The 18,504-nt window shown below is 61.9% G+C and carries 21 protein-coding genes; 3 read left to right on the top strand and 18 right to left on the bottom strand.

Annotated features, from left to right (window positions below; all coding sequences use genetic code 11):
- On the top strand, window positions 1–289 hold a 289-nt coding region (locus QU481_RS22250; RefSeq protein ID WP_289828580.1), incomplete at its 5' end, for a hypothetical protein.
- Here the strand turns inward: QU481_RS22250 and QU481_RS22255 are convergent.
- Both QU481_RS22255 and QU481_RS22260 read right to left on the bottom strand, forming a co-directional pair.
- Window positions 268–1,287 (bottom strand): IS110 family RNA-guided transposase, encoded by a 1,020-nt coding sequence (locus QU481_RS22255; RefSeq protein ID WP_289828201.1) that lies wholly within the window; start codon window positions 1,285–1,287, stop codon window positions 268–270. The genes QU481_RS22250 and QU481_RS22255 overlap by 22 nt on opposite strands.
- A 163-nt stretch (window positions 1,288–1,450) precedes the next feature.
- Entirely contained in the window at window positions 1,451–2,083 is a 633-nt protein-coding gene (locus QU481_RS22260) for a malonic semialdehyde reductase (protein WP_289832181.1), read from the bottom strand.
- Between the two features lie 526 nt (window positions 2,084–2,609).
- Between QU481_RS22260 and QU481_RS22265 the strand changes: the two genes are divergently transcribed.
- Window positions 2,610–3,071 carry a Spy/CpxP family protein refolding chaperone gene (locus QU481_RS22265; protein ID WP_289832182.1) on the top strand — a complete coding sequence of 154 codons (462 nt, stop codon included), beginning with the start codon at window positions 2,610–2,612 and terminating at the stop codon, window positions 3,069–3,071.
- Window positions 3,072–3,114: 43 nt separating this feature from the next.
- Window positions 3,115–3,573 (top strand): hypothetical protein, encoded by a 459-nt coding sequence (locus QU481_RS22270; RefSeq protein WP_289832183.1) that lies wholly within the window; start codon window positions 3,115–3,117, stop codon window positions 3,571–3,573.
- Between the two features lie 113 nt (window positions 3,574–3,686).
- Here the strand turns inward: QU481_RS22270 and QU481_RS22275 are convergent, their stop codons facing one another.
- The 16 genes from QU481_RS22275 to QU481_RS22350 form a co-directional block, all read right to left on the bottom strand.
- The gene (locus QU481_RS22275) at window positions 3,687–4,061 is read right to left on the bottom strand and encodes a hypothetical protein (protein WP_289832184.1); all 375 of its coding nucleotides are present in this window, start codon (window positions 4,059–4,061) and stop codon (window positions 3,687–3,689) included.
- Between the two features lie 247 nt (window positions 4,062–4,308).
- A complete protein-coding gene (locus QU481_RS22280) occupies window positions 4,309–6,282 on the bottom strand; it encodes a peptidase U32 family protein (protein WP_289832185.1) in 1,974 nt (657 codons plus the stop codon).
- Window positions 6,283–6,369: 87 nt separating this feature from the next.
- Complete coding sequence (locus QU481_RS22285; RefSeq protein ID WP_289832186.1) at window positions 6,370–6,693, bottom strand: GNAT family N-acetyltransferase; 324 nt, start codon at window positions 6,691–6,693, stop codon at window positions 6,370–6,372.
- 55 nt (window positions 6,694–6,748) lie between these two features.
- Window positions 6,749–7,327, bottom strand: coding sequence for a GNAT family N-acetyltransferase (locus tag QU481_RS22290; protein WP_289832187.1), 579 nt, complete (start codon window positions 7,325–7,327; stop codon window positions 6,749–6,751).
- A gap of 264 nt (window positions 7,328–7,591) precedes the next feature.
- Window positions 7,592–7,957: a hypothetical protein gene (locus QU481_RS22295; protein WP_289832188.1), complete on the bottom strand. Its 366-nt coding sequence runs from the start codon at window positions 7,955–7,957 to the stop codon at window positions 7,592–7,594.
- Window positions 7,958–8,044: 87 nt separating this feature from the next.
- A complete protein-coding gene (fusA, locus tag QU481_RS22300; protein ID WP_289832189.1) occupies window positions 8,045–10,090 on the bottom strand; it encodes an elongation factor G in 2,046 nt (681 codons plus the stop codon).
- A 473-nt stretch (window positions 10,091–10,563) separates the two neighbouring features.
- Window positions 10,564–11,214 (bottom strand): 2OG-Fe(II) oxygenase family protein, encoded by a 651-nt coding sequence (locus tag QU481_RS22305; RefSeq protein WP_289832190.1) that lies wholly within the window; start codon window positions 11,212–11,214, stop codon window positions 10,564–10,566.
- Window positions 11,215–11,287: 73 nt separating this feature from the next.
- Window positions 11,288–11,662 carry a DUF2784 domain-containing protein gene (locus QU481_RS22310; protein ID WP_289832191.1) on the bottom strand — a complete coding sequence of 125 codons (375 nt, stop codon included), beginning with the start codon at window positions 11,660–11,662 and terminating at the stop codon, window positions 11,288–11,290.
- 52 nt (window positions 11,663–11,714) lie between these two features.
- On the bottom strand, window positions 11,715–12,227 hold the full coding sequence (locus QU481_RS22315; RefSeq protein WP_289832192.1) for a hypothetical protein: 513 nt from the start codon (window positions 12,225–12,227) through the stop codon (window positions 11,715–11,717).
- A 306-nt stretch (window positions 12,228–12,533) separates the two neighbouring features.
- Entirely contained in the window at window positions 12,534–12,965 is a 432-nt protein-coding gene (locus QU481_RS22320; protein ID WP_289832193.1) for a GNAT family N-acetyltransferase, read from the bottom strand.
- 132 nt (window positions 12,966–13,097) lie between these two features.
- Window positions 13,098–13,637 (bottom strand): DUF2867 domain-containing protein, encoded by a 540-nt coding sequence (locus tag QU481_RS22325; protein WP_289832194.1) that lies wholly within the window; start codon window positions 13,635–13,637, stop codon window positions 13,098–13,100.
- A 352-nt stretch (window positions 13,638–13,989) separates the two neighbouring features.
- Window positions 13,990–14,778, bottom strand: coding sequence for a class I SAM-dependent methyltransferase (locus QU481_RS22330; protein WP_289832195.1), 789 nt, complete (start codon window positions 14,776–14,778; stop codon window positions 13,990–13,992).
- Window positions 14,779–14,865: 87 nt separating this feature from the next.
- Complete coding sequence (locus tag QU481_RS22335) at window positions 14,866–15,597, bottom strand: CPBP family glutamic-type intramembrane protease (protein WP_289832196.1); 732 nt, start codon at window positions 15,595–15,597, stop codon at window positions 14,866–14,868.
- Between the two features lie 504 nt (window positions 15,598–16,101).
- Complete coding sequence (locus QU481_RS22340) at window positions 16,102–16,440, bottom strand: hypothetical protein (protein ID WP_289832197.1); 339 nt, start codon at window positions 16,438–16,440, stop codon at window positions 16,102–16,104.
- A gap of 339 nt (window positions 16,441–16,779) precedes the next feature.
- Window positions 16,780–17,319, bottom strand: a complete 540-nt coding sequence (locus QU481_RS22345; protein ID WP_289832198.1) for a hypothetical protein — start codon at window positions 17,317–17,319, stop codon at window positions 16,780–16,782.
- Between the two features lie 192 nt (window positions 17,320–17,511).
- Window positions 17,512–18,477 (bottom strand): IS1595 family transposase, encoded by a 966-nt coding sequence (locus QU481_RS22350; protein ID WP_289830262.1) that lies wholly within the window; start codon window positions 18,475–18,477, stop codon window positions 17,512–17,514.
- Window positions 18,478–18,504: the final 27 nt, after the last annotated feature.

Raw genomic sequence — 18,504 nt, forward strand, 5'->3', positions numbered from 1 at the left:
CTTATATGGACGCCTCCCGGCTTGGCAAGCGATGTTCGATGCGGGCTTCGAGATCTGGCTGCAGACTTATATCCGGCCTTTATTGCAGACTCGGAGTCTGCTGGCCCTGATGGAATTCGCAGGGGAAGGCCTCATCTCCTTGGAGTCCTCGAAGGACTGGCCATCATTCAGGCTTACTTCCCCACGGTCCGACCTGTTCTGCCATCAAGCGCACATCAACCTGCGCAACCTTTCAGCGATCCACCTCCTAAAGGGTTCGTTAATCTTTTACGCGGCCTTGGCCACGTAGTCCGTTTGATACGTCCGGCCATGGGCCAACAGCGCCCAGATCGTTCGTGCCATCTTGTTGGCCAGCGCTACCACCGCCGCATTGAACGGTCGTCGCGCCAGCAACTGGTCCAGCCAGGGATCGCGCACCTTCTGATGCGTCGCCACTGCCCTGGCGCCATGAATCAGCAGCGTGCGCAGATACACATCACCGCGCTTGCTGATCCCCAGCAACTTCACTCGCCCGCCGGTGCCGCTCTGGCGTGGCACCAGGCCGAGGAAGGCGGCAAACTCGCGCCCAGACTTGAATGTCTTGGCATCCCCAATCATTGCTACCGCCGCTGTTGCGGTGAGCAAGCCGACACCCGGAATGGCCATCAGTCGTTTGGCTGCTTCATCTTCCTTCTTCCACACCGCCAGCTTGTGCTCAAGCTCGGCGATGTCTTGGCCCAATGTCTCAATTCGCTGTAGTTGGCTACGGATCGCTTCGATCACCATCACTGGCAACGTGTCTTCCAGCCGCGCAAGCTCATCAGGAATCCGCTCCAGCGCCTTGTGTCGCCCCTTTGGCAGCTCGGCTCCGAACTCGTACAACAGCCCGTGTAGCTGGTTAGTCTGCATCGTCCGCATCTTCACCAACTGCTCGCGCATCCGGTGCAACATCAGCACGCTTTGCTGGCCTTCGCTCTTGAGCGCGACGAACTTCATCCCTGGCCGCTGCGCCGCTTCCCAGATCGCCTGCGCATCGGCTGCGTCGGTCTTGTTGCTCTTCACGAACGGACGGACGAACTGCCCGGGAATCAGCCTGACCTCATGCCCAAGCTCCTGGAACAGCCGGCCCCAGTAGTGCGCACTGCCGCAGGCCTCCATCGCGATCACCGACGTTTCCCGGTTGGCGAAGAACTCGTTCAGTTGCGCCCGTTTCACTTGCCGGCGGCAGATTTCACCGGTAGCGGTATCCACCCAATGCAGTTGGAAAACCCGCTTTGCCAGGTCCAGACCGAATGTCGTAATCTTCATATCGAGCCCTCCTTACCGTTTGTGGTTGTTGCTACACCACCACTTTGGCACTTTAGATGCCGTCAGGTATTGCGAGGGCTCCTGTCGTTCTGCAGACCGCCGTCGTCACCTTCGGGCAGGAGGGAGGCGTCCATTACATCTCCAACATAAACCAGAGAGGGCACTACAGCAGCTGGCAGGCCTCGCCGAAGTCGAGACGCGGGCTGCGCGAGTACAGCTGGGCCGGGTCGCCGTAGCCGAGGTTGCACAGGAAGTTCGACTTGATATGGCTGTCGGCAAAGTATTCCTGCTGGAAAGTGTTCTTCGCCGGGTCGGCCGGAAAGAACTCGTGGTCGACCTTGGCGTTGTCGAAGCCGGACATCGGCCCGCAATCGAGCCCCAGCGAGCGGGCGGCGATCATGAAATAGGCCCCCTGCAGCGAGCTGTTGCGCTTGGCGGTGACTTCGGCCAGCTCCGGCGTATCGACGAACCAGGCACGCGCATCGGTGTGCGGGAACAGCTTGGGCAGCGCCTCGTAGAACTTGATGTCGTAGGCGATGATCGCGGTCACCGGCGCGCTCATCGTCTTGTCGACGTTGCCCGGCGCCAGCGCCGGCAACAGCCGCTGCTTGGCCTCGGCGGTGCGCAGGAACACGATGCGCGCCGGGCTGCAGTTGGCACTGGTCGGCCCCCACTTCATCAGGTCGTACAGCTCGCGCAGCGTGTCGTCGGACACCGGCTTGTTCAGCCACGCATTATGGGTGCGGGCCTGGCGGAAGATCAGGTCCAGACCTTCTTCGTTTACTCGCTTGCTCATCATCTGCCTCCCTGTGGGTTGGCGGCGGGCACGGCGGCGCCCTCGCCTGTAGCACCTTAGACGCTGGCGGTCGCGAACGTGGAGTGCGCCGCCGGACGGGCGCCGACAGCCGACTAGATCATCGTCGACCAATTTGCCGTTATTTATCGAGGGATTGCCGACATTGTCGGCCAAAATGACAACATCACCACGGTACGGCGGCGGCTGGCCGGCGAAAACGGCAGCCCGGAACCCGCGCCCATCGATAGGCCCTGCCCGCTGACGACGGCTGCCCGCGGGCTGCCGTTTTTTGTTGCACCCGTGCGCTTACTAACCTTTCAGCTTGTAGCGTCATTTTGACCAGCTTTACAACGTGTACAAAATCAGCATGTTACAAAACACTGGAAGTGACATTACTAGTGAAAACCTTAGTAACACTTCGCAACCATTTGCCAGAGCGAGGCAAAACTTGCTTTACATCTATCGACGACACTGCAAATCAGCAGGACGGCATTCGGCCGTCCGGTCATCACACAAGGAGTCCGCCATGAACGTGTTGAACAAGCTGCTGATCGCCGGTCTACTGGCCGGCAGCATTGCGACCCCGGTACTGGCCGCCGACACCGCCCAGCCGGCACCGCAAGAGAAGTCCTACCATCATATGGACCCGGCGCAACGCGAGGCGTGGATAGCCAAGCGTCAACAGGAACTGCACGACAAGCTCAAGCTGCGGTCTAACCAAGAAACCGCATGGCAGCGCTTCGCGACCGCATGGAAGCCGAACCTGCACGAGGACTTCCCTAGCCGCGATGCCATCGCCAAGATGAGTGCCCCGGAACGGATGGATCTGGAACTCAAGCACATGAAGCAGCACGAGATCATGATGGGGCAGCGCCTGGAGGCATTGAAAACGTTCTACGCCCAGCTGACGCCTGACCAGAAGAAGACCTTCGACGCCGAGACGATGCCGCGCCACCATCACGACGGGGCTGAGGGTCACGAGAAATAAGCACAGGCCCGTACCATGACGGGTTCCTAGCAAGGAAACGACGATGAAAACCACGCTACGTCTGGCCTGCCTGACATTGCTGGCTCTGCTGGGCGCCGCCCAGGCGCCGGTAGCCCTGGCTGGCCCGCACGGTGGCCCGGGCTACAACGACTGGCGCTGGCATGGCGGCGGGCATGGTGACGGCTGGCATGGTGACGGCTGGCATGGCGGTGGCTGGCACGGCGGTTTCCACCCGCACGACATCGATCGCTGGCACGGTGGCTATTGGCACCACGGCTACTACGGCGGCCATTACGGCTGGTGGTGGGTGATCGGTGGCATCTGGTACCTCTACCCCCAACCGGTCTACCCCTACCCGGACCCGTACACCCCGCCGGTGCCTGCCGCCCCGGCCGTACCGGTGCCGCCGGCTGGTACCTGGTACTACTGCAGCGCCAACGGCCAGTACTACCCGTACACACCGAGCTGCCCGGTGCCCTGGACCCCAGTCGCCCCGCGCTAATCATGCCAACGCCCCGCAGTGCGGGGCGTTGTTGCAAGTGGGAGCCCTACGCTGTGGATAACTCGCTTATCCACAATAGAGGCGGCGACAAGGCACTTATCCACAGCGGGCGTTCAGGCATATAGCGCGCTGCTGACGAACACCCCGAACGCCACTAGCAAGGCCGACCAGAACCGTATCATCGCCGGCGACTGATGCGTCCACCAGAACAGCACCTTCCGGAAACGCCCCAGCCCGATCAGCGGCAGCGCCACCGCGCCGAGCAGCGACAGCACCGCCAGCACCTTGAAAGTCAGCGGAAAACTCGACAGCCCTGCCACCTGCCACAGCCCGATGCCGAGCAAGAGGCGCAGGATGATCGCCCCCCACAAGCCGGTCTTCGACTGCCAGTCGCTGACGAAACTCACCAGCCCCTTCGGCGAGACCAGCCCCAACAGCCCCACGAAGGCGACGAAGATTGCCACCGCCGCCACCAGAAACGCCACCATAGCCACCCCCTCGCATGGTCACTCGACACGACGGCCCTACGCCGTCGTCATGGTCAGTATAGGTTGGCAGAGCGGCGGCGCACCCGGCAAAACGGCCACCCAAGGGTGGCCGTGGTGGGCGTGCTGCGACAACTGGCGCCGGTGAGAAAGCCCAACGAAGTGGTCTCGGCTAGGCGCCCTGCCGAAGACAGTACGAATAGTACGGCGAGGCGGGGCAACAACGCCGGGAGGACTTTATCAGCGGCTCCTACTGCGGGCGCTGCTTGAAGAAGGTAATCGGCGCGCTAGCCGGAATCTCCGACGGCGGCGGCGAGGCGAGGATGTGCTTCTTCATCTTGCCCATCACGTGCATCTCGCACGGGCGACACTCGAACTTGAGGGTATACGTCTCGTTGCCGGTCTTCAGCGTCATCGGCTCGGCGCGCACCTGGCCCATCACTCCCTTCACGCCCTTGGCCTGCTTCGGGCACAGGTTGTAGGAGAAGCGCAGGCAGTGCTTGGTGATCATCAGGCTGACCTCGCCCTCTTCCTGGTGCGCCTCGTAGGCCGCATCGATCACCTCGACGCCGTGCTTGCGGTAGAACTGCCAGGCCGCCTGGTTGTAGACGTTGGCAAGGTAGGACAGCGACTTTTCCGGGTACTCGACCGGCGGCTCCACCGGCGCCTTGCGCGGCTGGCGCGGCCAGGCTTTGAGGCGGGCGGCTTCGAGCTGCTCGATCGCGTCGCGGCGCAGCGCGTTGATGCTCGAGGCCGGCACGAACCACGGTTGTTGCAGATTCAGCGTCACGTCGTGGGCAAAGAACATGGTGTTGCCGAGCTTGGCGAGGCTGTCGGTAAGACCCGCTTCGGCCTTGGCCGCGTCGCGCGCCGGCTCGAGCTGAAGGTTGGCCAACGCGGTCACGCTGACGCCGTCCTCGTCGGTGACGGTCAGGATGAGGCCCTCGGCGCTGTCGGCCAGATTCATCCACACGCCGATGCGGCGTTCGGCCGACTTCTTCAACAGCGCCAGCTCCCAGGCATGGTCGCGGTTGCGGTTGATGGTGGTGCCGACCTTGAGACCCTGCAGCGCCTGCGGCTCGTTCGGCCACACGCGCCAAATCTCGCCGTCCTCGCCTCGGCCGACGTGCTGCACCGTGTTGGCCGGCACGCCGATCACCTCGCGCTTCTTCATGAAGTTGAGGCCGTCGCCGTTGGCGAGCGCCTCGGCGGTTTCCAGCTCCAGCCAGTCCTGGCCGACGCGGGTGACGTGGCCGACCGGCACGCCGACGAATTTCGGCGAATCGAAGGCGCCGATGTCGATCTTGCGACCGGTGGCGAAGTAGTCGGTGCTGCCGCGGTTGAAGGTCTTCTCCGGGTTGGGGTCGAAGTAGATCTCGCTCGTGCCGCTGGACGCCCGCGCCAGCTCCGGGCGGGTCTCGAGGATCTCGTCGAGCAGCAGCCGGTAGTGGGCGGTGATGTTCTTCACGTAGGAGACGTCCTTGTAGCGCCCCTCGATCTTGAACGAGCGCACCCCGGCGTCGATCAGCGCGGCCAGGTTGGCGGTCTGGTTGTTGTCCTTCATCGACAACAAGTGCTTCTCGAACGCCACCACGCCGCCGTCCTTGTCGGTCAGCGTGTACGGCAGGCGACAGGCCTGCGAGCAGTCGCCGCGGTTGGCGCTGCGGCCGGTGTCGGCATGGCTGATGAAGCACTGGCCGGAGAACGCCACGCACAGCGCGCCGTGGATGAAGTACTCGATGGTGGCGTCGGTACCGACCGCCTCGGCCACCTTCTTGATCTGCGGGATGGTCAGCTCGCGCGCCAGCACCACCTGCGAGAAGCCGGCATCGGACAGGAACTTGGCCTTTTCCGGGGTGCGAATGTCGCACTGGGTCGACGCGTGCAGCTGGATCGGCGGCAGGTCGAGCTCCAACAGGCCCATGTCCTGGATGATCAGCGCGTCGACGCCGGCGTCGTACAGCTGCCAGACCAGCTTCTGCGCGGCGTCCAGCTCGGCGTCGTGCAGGATGGTGTTCAGCGTGGTGAAGATGCGCGCGTGGTAGCGGTGCGCGAACTTCACCAGCTCGGCGATCTCGCCAACCTCGTTACAGGCGTTGTGGCGCGCGCCGAAGCTCGGCCCGCCGATATACACCGCGTCGGCGCCGTGCAAGATCGCCTCGCGGCCGATCTCGACGGTCTTGGCAGGCGACAACAGTTCCAGTTGATGGGCGGGCAGGCTCATGGGGCGACCTTTGCAGACGACGGCAATGACAAAGCGCGGAATTATAGCGGAATCAAGCGATTAGCACGCCCCTTGCCGACGGGTAGCCTAAACCAGCCGCTTCATCAGGTACTTGGGCGATTCCTCGTAGCCCTGGCGGGCATAGAAACGGTGGGCGCGCTCGCGCCGGCCGTGGCAATGCACCTCGATGCGGTCGCAGCCACGCTCGCGCGCCAGCCGCTCGACATGGTGCTCCAGCTCGGCGCCGAGCCTCCGGCTCTGCACGCCCTCGTCGACGCAGAAATAGCCGATGCGCGCGAAGGCGCCGTCCAGCACCAGCTGCGGGATGAAATGCAGCGACAGCAGCGCGCTTTCCTCGCACGGATAGCCCAATTGTTCGAGCAGCCGCGCTACGGCCCTACTGGTCGACACGGCGCGCCCCGACGGCGACGATAACTAAAATATGACATTTTGATGAAACGGCGTATCAGGTAGGCTCCGCCACCTCGCCCGGCAGCAGCGAAAACAGCCAGGCATCGCACGGCTCGCCGCGGTAGTTGAGCCGCCAGCGCCCCACCCCCTCGAGCTTGGCGCCAAGCTTTTCCGCCACCCGGCGGCTGCGGCTATTGCCAAGCTCGACCACGATTTCCAGCCGGAACAGCCCCAGTTCGGCGAAGCCGAAGCGCGCCAGCGCCCGGGCAGCCTTCCCGGCCAGGCCACGGCCGGTGTAATCGCTGTGCACCCAGTAGCCGAGGTTGGCGAACTGATGCACCCGGTTGATCTGGTTGATCGCCACAAAGCCGATCACCTTGCCGCTGGCGCGGTCGATCAGGCCGTAGTCATAGTCGAGCTTGGCGCTGCGGTGGGCGGCCGAGGTGAGCAGGTAGGCGAAGCTGTGCTCCAGCTGGTACTCCGGCGTACACCAGCTCTCCCATTCGCCGATTTCCGTCCGCGATGCCCGTACCGCTTCGAACAGCGAAGGGGCATCGGACAGCACCAGCATGCGCACTTCGAGCTCGTCGTCGCGGTACAGGCTGTCGGGTGGGCACTCCAGCATCTCTATCATCGGGATCTCGCCGCCCCGCTCACGCGATCAGCACCGGCTGGTCGGCGAGCCGTTGTTCGTTCGTCTCCACGACGATCCCGTGATTGGTATCGTTGTCGTCGTGGACGATCGGCACGATGCGCACCGACAGACAGGTTGTTCATGACAGCTCCGGACAAGGCAGAAAAGGCCCAAGCGCCGGGCTACCGACCGCTCATAGTGAGCCATGCCACGGGAGTGATCCACGGGATTTACAGATAATTTACATTAGCGCCGGCCCATGGTTCAGCGTGTCAGCACCCAGCCAGCCAACACGATGAGCCCCACCAGCATCAGGATGGCCGCGCCGAACAGCAGGCGGGTGCGCAGCCGCAGCACCTCCACCGCGTGCACCAGCTGGTCGTTCTGTTCGGCCAGCGATTTGATCAGCGCCGACGTCGCCAGCGCCTCGCGGTGCAGCTCGGCCACCTGAGCCTCCAGTTGCTGCAGCCGCGCCGCCTCGCCGGCCGGCACCTCCGTCGCGTCCGGCGCCCCCTGCTTCCTCTTCACGCTATGCCAGAGCTTTTCGGCGCCCTGCACGATGGACGGCGTGGCCGACAGCACATCGCTCCACGGGATGGCCCTGAACGCCGAAATCCAACTGATCGCCATGCTGACTCCTTTCCGATGCACTCAAACCAACGGCGGCAGTCTCCCGACTGCCGCCGCGTCATGGACAGAGCCAAGCGGCTCCTGGCGTCACTCCTCTTCCAGTTCGACCTGATAGCCCGCCGACATCCGCTGCTGCACGTCCTGCGGCACCGCGTCGTAGTGGCTGAACAACAACGCGTAGGCGCCCTGGCCGGCGGTGATCGACTTGAGCCGGCCGGCGTAGCCCTCCAGTTCGGCCAACGGCACCTGGCCGCGGATCAGTGCCATGGCCTGCGACAGTGGCTCGGTGCCGGTTACCTGGCCGCGCCGGCCGGTCAGGTCGGCGGTCAGGTCGCCCAGCTTGGCCTCGGGCGCGGTGATCTCGATCGCCACCACCGGCTCGAGCACGATGGGCCGCGCCGCGCGCAGCGCTTCGAGCATCGCCTTGCGTCCTGCCGCCTGGAACGCGACGTCCTTCGAGTCGACCGAGTGGCTCTTGCCGTCGTACACCGTCACCTTGACGTCCTCGACCGGACAGCCCGCAACCGGCCCCGCCGCCAGCGCCGCCCGCACCCCCTTCTCCACCGAGGGGATGAACTGGCCGGGGATCACCCCGCCCTTCACCTCATCGACGAATAGGAAGCCCGCGCCGCGCGCTAGCGGTTCGATGCGCAGGAACACCTCGCCGAACTGGCCGGCGCCCCCGGTCTGCTTCTTGTGGCGGTTGTGCCCTTCGGCCGGGCGGGTGATCGTCTCGCGGTACGGCACGCGCGGCGGACGGGTCTGCACCTCCAGCTTGTACGTCATCGCCATCCGGTCGAGCAGGTAGCGCAGGTGCAGCTCGCCCATGCCGAGCAGCACCGTCTCGTGGGTGGTCGGGTGCTGCTCGACGCGCACGCACGGGTCCTCGGCCGGCAGCCGGTGCAGTACCTCCGAGATGCGCTGCTCGTCACCGTGCCGCTTCGCCTCGATCGCCAGCCCCTGCATCGGCGTCGGGAACGCCAGCGGCATCAGGAAGATCTGGTCCTCGTCGTGCGAGTCGTGGAGCACCGAGTCGAACTCGATCTCGTCCACCTTGGTCACCGCGCCGAAGTCGCCAGGTATCAGGCTGTCGACCTCCTCGTAGCGCTTGCCCTGCAGCCGCAGCAGGTGGCCGACCTTGAACGGCTTCTTGCCGTCGCCGACGAACAGCTGGCTATCGCGGCGCACCGTGCCCTGGTGGACGCGGAACACACCGAGCTTGCCGACGAAGGGGTCGATCACCACCTTGAACACATGCGCGAGCACGTGGCGGTCCGGATCGGGCACCGAGCGGAACGGCACCGCCTCCGCACCCTTACCCTTGTAGAACAGCGGCGGGTTGCCCTCGGTCGGGTTCGGCGCCAGCTTCGCCAGCACGTCGAGCAGCTCCGGCACGCCGGCGCCGGTCCTCGCCGACACGAAACACAGCGGGATCAGGTGGCCGTCGCGCAGCGCACGCTCGAACGGCGCATGCAGCTCGTCGGGGCGCACCTCGCCCTGCTCCAGGTAGCGCGCCATCAGCGCCTCGTCGACCTCGACCACCTGGTCGACCAGCGCCTGATGCGCCTCGGCCACCGATAAAAAATCGGCCTCACCGGCCGGATTGAAGAAGCAGTCGACCACGCGGCTGGCGCCGCCGGCCGGCAGGTTGATTGGCAGCACCTCCTTGCCGAACGTCTCGCGCAGCTGCGCGAGCAGGCCCGGCAGGTCGACCCGCTCGGTGTCGATCTTGTTCACCACGATGATCCGGCACAGGCTGCGCTCGGCCGCCCAGTCCATCATGCGCCGCGTCGAGAGCTCGATGCCGTTCTGTGCGTTGACCACCACCAGCGCCGTCTCCACCGCAGTCAGCGCCGCCAGCGCCTGCCCGATGAAGTCGTGATATCCCGGGGTATCGATCAGGCGCACCTCGGCACCTCCGTGGCGAAAGTGCGCGACTGCCGAACCGAGCGAGTGCAGGTATTCGCGCTCCAGCGGATCGAAATCGCATACCGTGTCGCCACGCTCCACCGTGCCCGCCACGGTGATCGCACCGCTCTTGAACAACAATGCTTCGGCCAATGTTGTCTTGCCGCTGTCGCCGTGGCCGACCAGCGCGACAGTACGGATTGCTTCGACCGGGTAGTTGGACATGACCGTCTCCGAGCGTAAGGTGCTTGGAGTATAGGCAGACGTTTACAGCCACGTGACAAGGAGATAAAGATGCGCCGGCACGCGGAGCTTGGGGCCGCTAACAAAACCCAGCGAAGCGGTTCCGGCCAGGCGCGTTGCCGCGGACAGTACGGGTAGTACGGCAAGGCAGCGCAACAACGCAGGAAGGGTTTTGTTAGCGGCTCTTAGAGCCTGTTCAAAGTCTTTTTGCGGCTGCGGCCGTCCCCTGCCGGATGCAGCGCTAGGAGAGAGTCCCGCCGCAGTGTCGTTCACTGCCAGGGACGAACGACAACGCGATGCGCCGGCAGGGAACGGCCCCGCAGGGCTGGCCCGGCAAACGGCCCGCTGCGTTGTTGGCCGGCTTGACCTTAGAAAGACTAAGGCCTGCGCCGTCCGCCTAGCATCTGGCCGTTTGCCGGGCCAGCGCAGTCCGTAAAAAGACTTTGAACAGGCTCTTACGGCGCCGACCAGAGCGGCTGGCTCAGGTGCTCGGTAAACGCGCTGAACATCAGGTTGAAGCTGACGCTGACCCGTTCCTCCGCACACTGCGTCGCATCCACCGAATGCTGCAGGTAGGACGGGAACAGCAAGAGGGTGCCGTTCTGCACCCGGACCACGACCTGGTCGGTGTTCTCGGCGGTCAGTGCCGTCACCGGCGGCCGGATGATCCCGGTCTGCGCCCGCGGGTCGTGGAAATTGATCGTGTCGGCACCCGGATGGGTGCGCACGTAATACGCGCCGCTGAGGAAATTGTTCGGGTGACTGTGCGCGCGATGCGCCGCGCCCTGCGCGAGCACCGTCGCCCAGCAACCGGTGATCTCGAACGCGTCGTAGCCGATGCGCAGGAAGCGTAGGATGCCCGTCGCCGCCCTGTCGATGCAGCCGACCAGCTCCTGCAACTCGGCGCGCCGATGCAGCGTCTGCTCCGACTGCCAGCCCTGCCCCGGCGCCAGCGCCTCGGTCGGCCGCAGCTCGTGAAGCAGTGCCAGAATCCTCGTGTCGATCGCCTCGTGCAGCACACTTTGCAGCTGGATCTTCCACACCAGCGACGGAAACATCGGCAGCACTTCCGATGCCTCGAACCATGACTCCTGCGGCTTCTCCATCGCGCAGCCTCCACTACATAGTGCTGGGCCTCTCAGTATAGAGGGCGCGGATTCGCATCATCGGCAGCCCCGGTCAAGCCCTCGCCCGTTTCGCCCGCCGGTACAACAGCAGCCCGTAGATCGCACCATTGACGAGCAACACCACGGCGCCGAGCACCAGCTGGATCGAGCGGGTCAGGCCGGCCGGGTACAGCAGCTGCAGGATGTAATGCGCGATGAAGCTACCCCGATACGGCGTTTCGCCAGCGGACTGCCGCAATGCCTGCTCGAGCGGAGTCAGCGGACAGATCAAACCGAACAGCTCGAGCACCGCGCCCCAGATCACAGCCGGCAGATGCAGCCAGGCGAGCCACGGCCAGCGCAGCACCAGAAAACCGCCGAGCACGACGAACAGTACAAAGAAGAAGTGGATCAGCACCACGACGTCTGCCGCAATATGTTCGACCATGCCGCCTCACCCGAGCAGTGCGATGGCGAGGGGTAACCGGGCTAACGAGCACTCATTGCGGCGGCGCGGGGAACAACACATACGGCAGCCTGGGTTCTTGGTCCGGTGGCACGTAGGCCGGAGCGGGCTCACCATCGTCCCCCAGATAACGGACGAATTGGTAAATCGCACGCAGATCGCTCTCGGTCATCGCATGCAGTGCAAACCAGGGCATCGGCGGCCGAAATTGTGCGGTATGCGCCACCTTGACCCACTCGTCTTCGGACAAGTTTTTCATACGCAACCGCAGATTGGTGGGGTACGTCGTGCCCCACGGCCCGCGCCAGCCAAGCTTGTCACCGACGAGCCACTGCTTTTCCGGAATCTTGCCACCGGTCATCGCATAGCCCGGCGTATGACAGTCATTGCAGCCGGCGATCGAGACGAGGTACCGCCCCCGTTCGACCGCTCTAGCGGCAGCGGCTTGCGCATTGAGCGGCGGCTTGTCAGCCGCCATCGCGTCGCACGAGAAGACGAGCAGCAACGCGAGCGCAGTCGTGGAACCGAAACGGGACCGTGTTTTCATTGCTCTCTCCAGGAGGTCTGCGGGGGGTAGCAGCGATGCGAGGAGGTCGCATGAAAACATGGTAGGACAGCCCGCCTAAGCGGCAACCGACAGGTGGCAGGCGGTCCAACCGCCCATACGGGCGGCGGGGAACCTAGTGGGAGTACGGGGCAGACGCGGCTGCGCATCCCCTTCGCCGGGCAATCCGGCTCACCAACGCATCGACAACGTCATTGGTATGGCACTGACGACGATCGGTGCGTTCAATGGACACATTTGGCGGTGCCACCAGCCGCGCGCCGCAAAACGGCGTCGGCCTGCAGGGTATTAGGTTTCATCGACCAACCCGCGCTCGACGGCTTGAGCCTGATCTTTAAAGATGGCCATCGCGGTCGCCATCCGCTTGAAGCCGAGCTTCCGATAAAACGGCTCTGTACCCGGCACCGCGTACAGGATGATCTTCTTGTGGCCTCTTGAGCGCTCGACGAGCCTCGCGACAATGTCCTTGCCGATGCCACGCCCCTGGTGGCTGGGATGAACGGCCACATCGCAGATATACGAGCAGTCGATGCCGTCGGCCAAGGCCCGCCCGGCACCGACCAGCCGACCATCGTCGTACACGAAGCAACCATAGCGGCTGTTGCCGAAGGCGGTGGCAAGATCGGCCTCCGTCTTCTCGCCCATCGGCGTAGCGCGATACAGTGCGGACAGCGCCGCCCAGTCCACCCCGTTCGAGGACTCTTGCCATTGCAATGCCAAGCTCAGACTCCTTGTCTCATTCGATTCGGCGCTACCCGACGAGTAGCGCGATCGTGGTCGCAACAGCCGACGGACACATGACGAAACCGGTTGCGCCTTTCTAGTCGATGTCGTGGCTGAAAAACGTCGGCCTCAGCGACGCCCGCGATGGGTACTGGCGACCGCCTTCAGCACGGAAGGGGCAATCAGGCGGTGCATCGGCACCACCGGCAGCATATACGCCCGGCCGAGCAGATTCTTCACGTGGACGACCGTCGTGACGGTGACAATCACCTTGCCGTCAGGCGACGCGGGAGTGCGGTGCACCGATAGCGTCACGTCCAGATGCTTGTCCTGGTCGCCAAGCAGCACCTCGTCGAAACGGTTGTCGATCAGCGTAAAGATGCCGACCCGCTCGCCCGGCTGGTACTCGGCCGCGCTTTTCGACCGGTCAAGATTATCGAGTGCGCCGAGATCCTTCAGCCCCAGCAACGACACCACCCGATTGCGCAGCGCCATGCAGGTATTCACCCATGCCGGAGTATGCGACAGCGCCTTGAGGAACTGCCCCAGCGCCGAAAGCTGCGGCTCCCCGGCCTCGACCGACCAGGCATCGTGAAAATAGGCGCCGGAGAGCCGGTTGGAGATCAGGCTGTGGGCGGGGGCATGCGTTGCGAATGCTTGAGGGCTCATTAGGGTCCCTTGCGGTTGTTTTAGGAGGTCGTCGAAGACTGTCCCAAGAGATGAAAAGTCCGGTGCCACCCTAGCGTCGCTAACAAAACCCAGCGCAGTTGGTCCGGGCTAGGCGTGCTGCTGCAGACAGTACAGGTAGTACGGCAAGGCAGCGCAACAACGCCGGGGGGTTTTAGCTTCGCAGAAGCTTCGTTTTGTTAGCGGCTCGTAGAGCCTCTTTACGATCTCGCGAACGACGGGTCAGCCAAGGCGAAATGGCGCGAAAAAGCGGAATGTACATGGAGTACATGAGCATGTTGAGCGCCATTTCAACGCAGGATCACCCGAATGCAGCAGCATCGTAAACAGGCTATTAGTTTGGTACGCGACCCTTTACTGCATTAGCCCGGGCGCTATAGGTGATACGGCCAGAGGCATCCGCCGGCAAGCGCGCACGCATCCGCGCTTTGAGCAGCGCGAGCTCCTCGGCTGCCATCGTCGCGAGCTGCTGGCTAACGCTCGGCCCCCCGAGGATGGCTGTCCAGTAGTCGTCGAAATCGGCGAATGTCCGCTGCACAGTGATCTCCCACGTTTCGACGGCATCCAAACCCGCACCAGTCCACAGGTCCCGCATCGCATCGATTCGGGACGCGTCAGGGCTCGGCGGAGCCGGAACCGCAATGCCCATCTCTCGCATTTCAGCCTGCAATGCGGCATAAGGAAAACCCCCACCAAACATGTCCCACGCGTAGGCCGCGATGAAGCCCCCTGGACAGACTACTCGTGCCATTTCGGCCACACCCTTGGCCGGGTCGGGAACGAAGAAGATCACCAGTGGCATGACGGCCGCGTCGAACGTGTTATCGGGGAAAGGCTGCGCCATGGCATCGCCAAGACGAAACTGTGCGGCACGCGACGCAGGGCGTGTGCGAGCGTAGGCAAGCTGCCCCTCCGACGGGTCTATCCCCTCTACTGAGACCGGCGCACACCGTTCAATGATCATTTCGGTAAAGGCGCCGTTGCCGCAGCCAACATCGAGCCATCGCAAACCTGATTGTGGAGCAAGCCAGTCGAGGAAAATCTCACCGGCAAGCTGACTCCACTTCCCCATATATCGCTCGTAGGCAGCCCCGTCGTCGAAGCGGATTTGGTTGGTCACCATTCGTGTTTTCCTCTGTGGGTTGCAACGGCCTCTCCATCATTCACACATTGCCTGTATTCAACTTACCGCATCCTGAATTTAGCAATCTTAGGGAGAAACCATGAGCAATAGGACGTGCGCCGTTGTATGCGCCACCATCGCAGCCTCGAGCCCGAAGCGCCAATACAGCCAACCCGCCACGACCCCGAATACCGCGTTGGCAAGCACGATGTAGAGCACGAGTGAAACAGGCAAATGACCGACAAGCGCCACGGCAGCAGGCAGGTGGCCGAGGCCGAACGCGATCGCGCTGACTCCAATCGCCAAAAACACGACAAGACGGGAAGGCGTTCCGGTACCACCTTGGAAAACCCGCCAGAACAACCAGACGAGCATCGTCATGAGCCCCCAGCGAACGAGCAACTCTTCGGTGATGCCGCCATAAAGCAGCCGGACAATAGCGGGCATGGCCACCTTGGCGTGGAGTAGTGCCAACGCTTCCGGCGAGTAGTGGGCAAACAGCCCGAGCAGCCCGGCCCCCACTATCCCGCCCACCAGACCGGGAACCAGCTGCGGGCGAAATGCCCCGGCAACAGGCTTTGCCGCCGCAATGGCCTCCAACACTGGAGCGGCCAGTTTGACCTTGGGCGCCAGCAAAACCCCAGTCAACACTGCCACGGCCAATAGCACCATCCCCTGAGCCGCATTGGCCAGTTGCACTACCCATAGCGGTACAGGCAACGATCGGCCGGCAACCAGCATAGGCAATGCCAGCAACGCGACAGCGAACACGCCGGGCAATCCGGCAAGCCATGCCGTGATAAACAGCCTGAAGTTCATGTTTGGATATTCTTGGATAACGGGTCGGCTTTAGCCGGTCCCGGTTGACTGAAGTGTTTAACTGCACTAAATATCATACCCGATGCCGAATATGTAATTTACTAAAATCCAATACTACACTTCGGCCCATAAGCTGCTAAATATTTAGAGTATATTCCCACAGCAAGGCCACAAAATATGGCTACTGTAATTACAATGACCGAAACCGTTAGCCACCACCTCAAGGACTTGAATGGCATTGACAAAAATAGAGTCATTAATACAACAATTAAGGCGATTCCAACAATGGGGTATGCTAATGGTACGGCAATGAGTAGGAAGATAACCCCATCCAGTCCATTGTGGCATGTAATTAGATTGTCGGCGAAAATCCAAAGGAAATACGCCGTCAACAAAAGAACCGCGCTAAGTAAAAATTCGCCAATTTTACGCATAGGATCTTGGCCTAACGTCTGAATTCAGCAGCCTGCGTGGTTTTTCGCGCAGGTCCGGCTGAATGAAAGGTTATGTACCGCCGACCTTTGCGTAGGGTTTGACTACACAGGTCTTGAATTGAATTGGATTCGACCCGCCAGGGTTGAGGATTGCGTAGTCCATCTTTTGCAGGATTGCTGCTAACAACGGCGGCTCAATACCAACCAGATCCTTCTCATAGCCATTGCCGGTGACTTGCCGTCTTCCTTCCGCCTCGGACGAGAACACGGGGATTGAGTCATGCCCATTGATAATGAAACTTCTGGCGTTGATGACCTTCGATTTTTGATCGCTCCACCATAGGAGCGAATATACGTGGTCTTTGCCGGAGAAGAACCTCGTAACAATGGCTTCCTGAGACTTCTCCATGCGGCAACCTTGAGCCGCGCCTTGTTTTTTGGGGAGCTGAGGGTTATAAATTCCCAAGTCGCGGCGCTTGCCACATAGAAATCTAACTTTGGTACGTAGTGCGAAGCTTCGTTTAACGTGCCTGCCTTTATACCCAGCATTCCGGGAAGATTACTGAACTTTGCGAACAATTGAGACACTAGACCACGACACTGCACAAAGAATGATTAGTCTGGCAAATATCATTACCCTCTGCCCTCTAACGGTACTGAATCAGTCGCACGCGGCAACGCGCGTCGCCTGCGTTTGATGTTAGACCGTATCTAAGAACCACGGACCTTCGCGCTTCACCACCTACTTTTAATTGGCTCGGTACTTCTCAAAAGGAACGAGAAGCTTGCCTTTTTCCGTAACCAGTCGGCGTCCCTTGAGAATAAGGGCATCAGCATTGGGGGCGCTGCTATTGTTCATTACCCAGTTTTCAAATATGCGCTTGTGAAACACCCAGTCGTGTAACTCGGGGGCGTAGCGGAATGTTATGTAGTCAGTCCAATGTTGGCCACAGGCAACACTATTTTGCACGGTGAAGTAATGCTTGTGTATCACCAAGCCGTCTTCTCCATCCTCGAACGGATCGCACTGTCCACCTTCGTCAATCCTGAAAACCACATGGTCGTTGCGGCGAGCAAGGGTGTAGCTGCCATCGATATTTTGAGTGAATAACATTAATGGTCTGGCTGGCGCAATACTATTTCTGCTGATTGACTCTTCATCGAGTTTGCGGATGACGACAATGTAATCAGTCAGTTTGTCATCATTAAGTTCGCCACCCTGATAAGAGAGAACCGAATATCCTTTAGGCAATTGCTTAAGGATGCTCTCTGGCAGAGGTGTAGCCATAACCAGTCCTGATCCCAGTAACAGAGTTGTATGGAGTAGTTTGATCAGTTTTCTATTCATAATGGTTTTCGGCGAGGTGGGAGAAGCTGTCTAACGCATAAAATCAGGCACGCGCGGCAACGCGCGTCGCCTGCAAGACAGGGTTAGACCGTCTGCCAAGGACCGCAGGACTTTGCACGCCAATGATTTAGGCTATGTCACCGTTAGGTGTGGAAACTTGCCAAGAGCACCATCCAGGAGGGCTGCCGGCGTGCTGATACGGTGGGCGTCAAGGTGTCGGCGCCAGCCCAAGTAGTTGGGTAAGTACTTAGTCGCCACGCCGTGGAAGCGGTTGAGCCACGCGCGTAGGCGACTGTGGTAGGCATTGACGTTCTGAACGTGGTAAGCCCCCCGAACACGGCGACCTGCCTTGAGATTGACCGCCTCATGCGAGATGTTAGCCTCGCGGGCGAAGTACCGGTAGGTGGCATTCCCATCGCTCACCAACAGCACGTCTTTGTCGAGAACAGCCGGCAAGACCGCTTTGAGTTGTGCCTTGGTCACTTGCCCTTTCCCCGTCACAAAGTCGAGGGTTTGCCCACTGCGGTCGCGGGCGACCAGCACACAGACTTGCTGTTTGGACAAGCCACGCAAACTCGCGACGCCCCCGCGCCGACGCGAGGAGCGCTGCAGGTGGTGGGCGCCTTTTTCCGATTCGAGCAGATAGGTTTCGTCGGCCTCGGTAATGCCGAACAGGCGGGCCGGACGGTCGTCTTTCAGCCAGGCCAGGAAACGGTGACGCCAGCGAAATGTCGTGTTCCGATGCAGGCCCAGCATCCCGGCTGAGCGGCGCACCGTCAGCGAATCCAGCATCGCCTGGCTGTAGCCGAGCCACTTCTCCCTCCGGCGGAGCCGGGCTAGTGGGGTGTTCGTCAGCGCGTTGAAAGTTCTCTGGCAGCGCCGGCAGCGATACCGCTGCAAACCATGAGCCGTTCCATGCCGGTAGGCCGCGGTGGTCCCGCAATGTGGGCAAGCCTTATCGGCTAGCCGTGACTCAATGAGGGCTCTGCAGCGTTCGGTGTCATCGTGTTCCCGCAATGCATCAGCAAGCCGCTCTCGCTGACGCCTCGTCAGACGGGACACATGGCTCAGCCACCGTTCAAACTCAGTCGCTTTCATCATCTCCCCCGTCGTGATGACCATCAA

Origin of the sequence: Crenobacter oryzisoli (assembly GCF_030385785.1) — a bacterium.
GTDB classification, from domain to species: domain Bacteria; phylum Pseudomonadota; class Gammaproteobacteria; order Burkholderiales; family Chromobacteriaceae; genus Crenobacter_A; species Crenobacter_A oryzisoli.

Coding starts and splice junctions, on each gene's coding strand:
- QU481_RS22310 (WP_289832191.1), bottom strand. CDS start 11,662: ATGGTCGAACATATTGCGGCAGACGTCGTGGTGCTGATCCACTTCTTC.
- QU481_RS22265 (WP_289832182.1), top strand. CDS start 2,610: ATGAACGTGTTGAACAAGCTGCTGATCGCCGGTCTACTGGCCGGCAGC.
- QU481_RS22255 (WP_289828201.1), bottom strand. CDS start 1,287: ATGAAGATTACGACATTCGGTCTGGACCTGGCAAAGCGGGTTTTCCAA.
- QU481_RS22275 (WP_289832184.1), bottom strand. CDS start 4,061: ATGGTGGCGTTTCTGGTGGCGGCGGTGGCAATCTTCGTCGCCTTCGTG.
- QU481_RS22290 (WP_289832187.1), bottom strand. CDS start 7,327: ATGATAGAGATGCTGGAGTGCCCACCCGACAGCCTGTACCGCGACGAC.
- QU481_RS22325 (WP_289832194.1), bottom strand. CDS start 13,637: ATGAGCCCTCAAGCATTCGCAACGCATGCCCCCGCCCACAGCCTGATC.
- QU481_RS22330 (WP_289832195.1), bottom strand. CDS start 14,778: ATGGTGACCAACCAAATCCGCTTCGACGACGGGGCTGCCTACGAGCGA.
- QU481_RS22315 (WP_289832192.1), bottom strand. CDS start 12,227: ATGAAAACACGGTCCCGTTTCGGTTCCACGACTGCGCTCGCGTTGCTG.
- QU481_RS22340 (WP_289832197.1), bottom strand. CDS start 16,440: ATGGAGAAGTCTCAGGAAGCCATTGTTACGAGGTTCTTCTCCGGCAAA.
- QU481_RS22260 (WP_289832181.1), bottom strand. CDS start 2,083: ATGAGCAAGCGAGTAAACGAAGAAGGTCTGGACCTGATCTTCCGCCAG.
- fusA (WP_289832189.1), bottom strand. CDS start 10,090: ATGTCCAACTACCCGGTCGAAGCAATCCGTACTGTCGCGCTGGTCGGC.
- QU481_RS22280 (WP_289832185.1), bottom strand. CDS start 6,282: ATGAGCCTGCCCGCCCATCAACTGGAACTGTTGTCGCCTGCCAAGACC.
- QU481_RS22335 (WP_289832196.1), bottom strand. CDS start 15,597: ATGAACTTCAGGCTGTTTATCACGGCATGGCTTGCCGGATTGCCCGGC.
- QU481_RS22350 (WP_289830262.1), bottom strand. CDS start 18,477: ATGAAAGCGACTGAGTTTGAACGGTGGCTGAGCCATGTGTCCCGTCTG.
- QU481_RS22305 (WP_289832190.1), bottom strand. CDS start 11,214: ATGGAGAAGCCGCAGGAGTCATGGTTCGAGGCATCGGAAGTGCTGCCG.
- QU481_RS22345 (WP_289832198.1), bottom strand. CDS start 17,319: ATGGCTACACCTCTGCCAGAGAGCATCCTTAAGCAATTGCCTAAAGGA.
- QU481_RS22295 (WP_289832188.1), bottom strand. CDS start 7,957: ATGGCGATCAGTTGGATTTCGGCGTTCAGGGCCATCCCGTGGAGCGAT.
- QU481_RS22270 (WP_289832183.1), top strand. CDS start 3,115: ATGAAAACCACGCTACGTCTGGCCTGCCTGACATTGCTGGCTCTGCTG.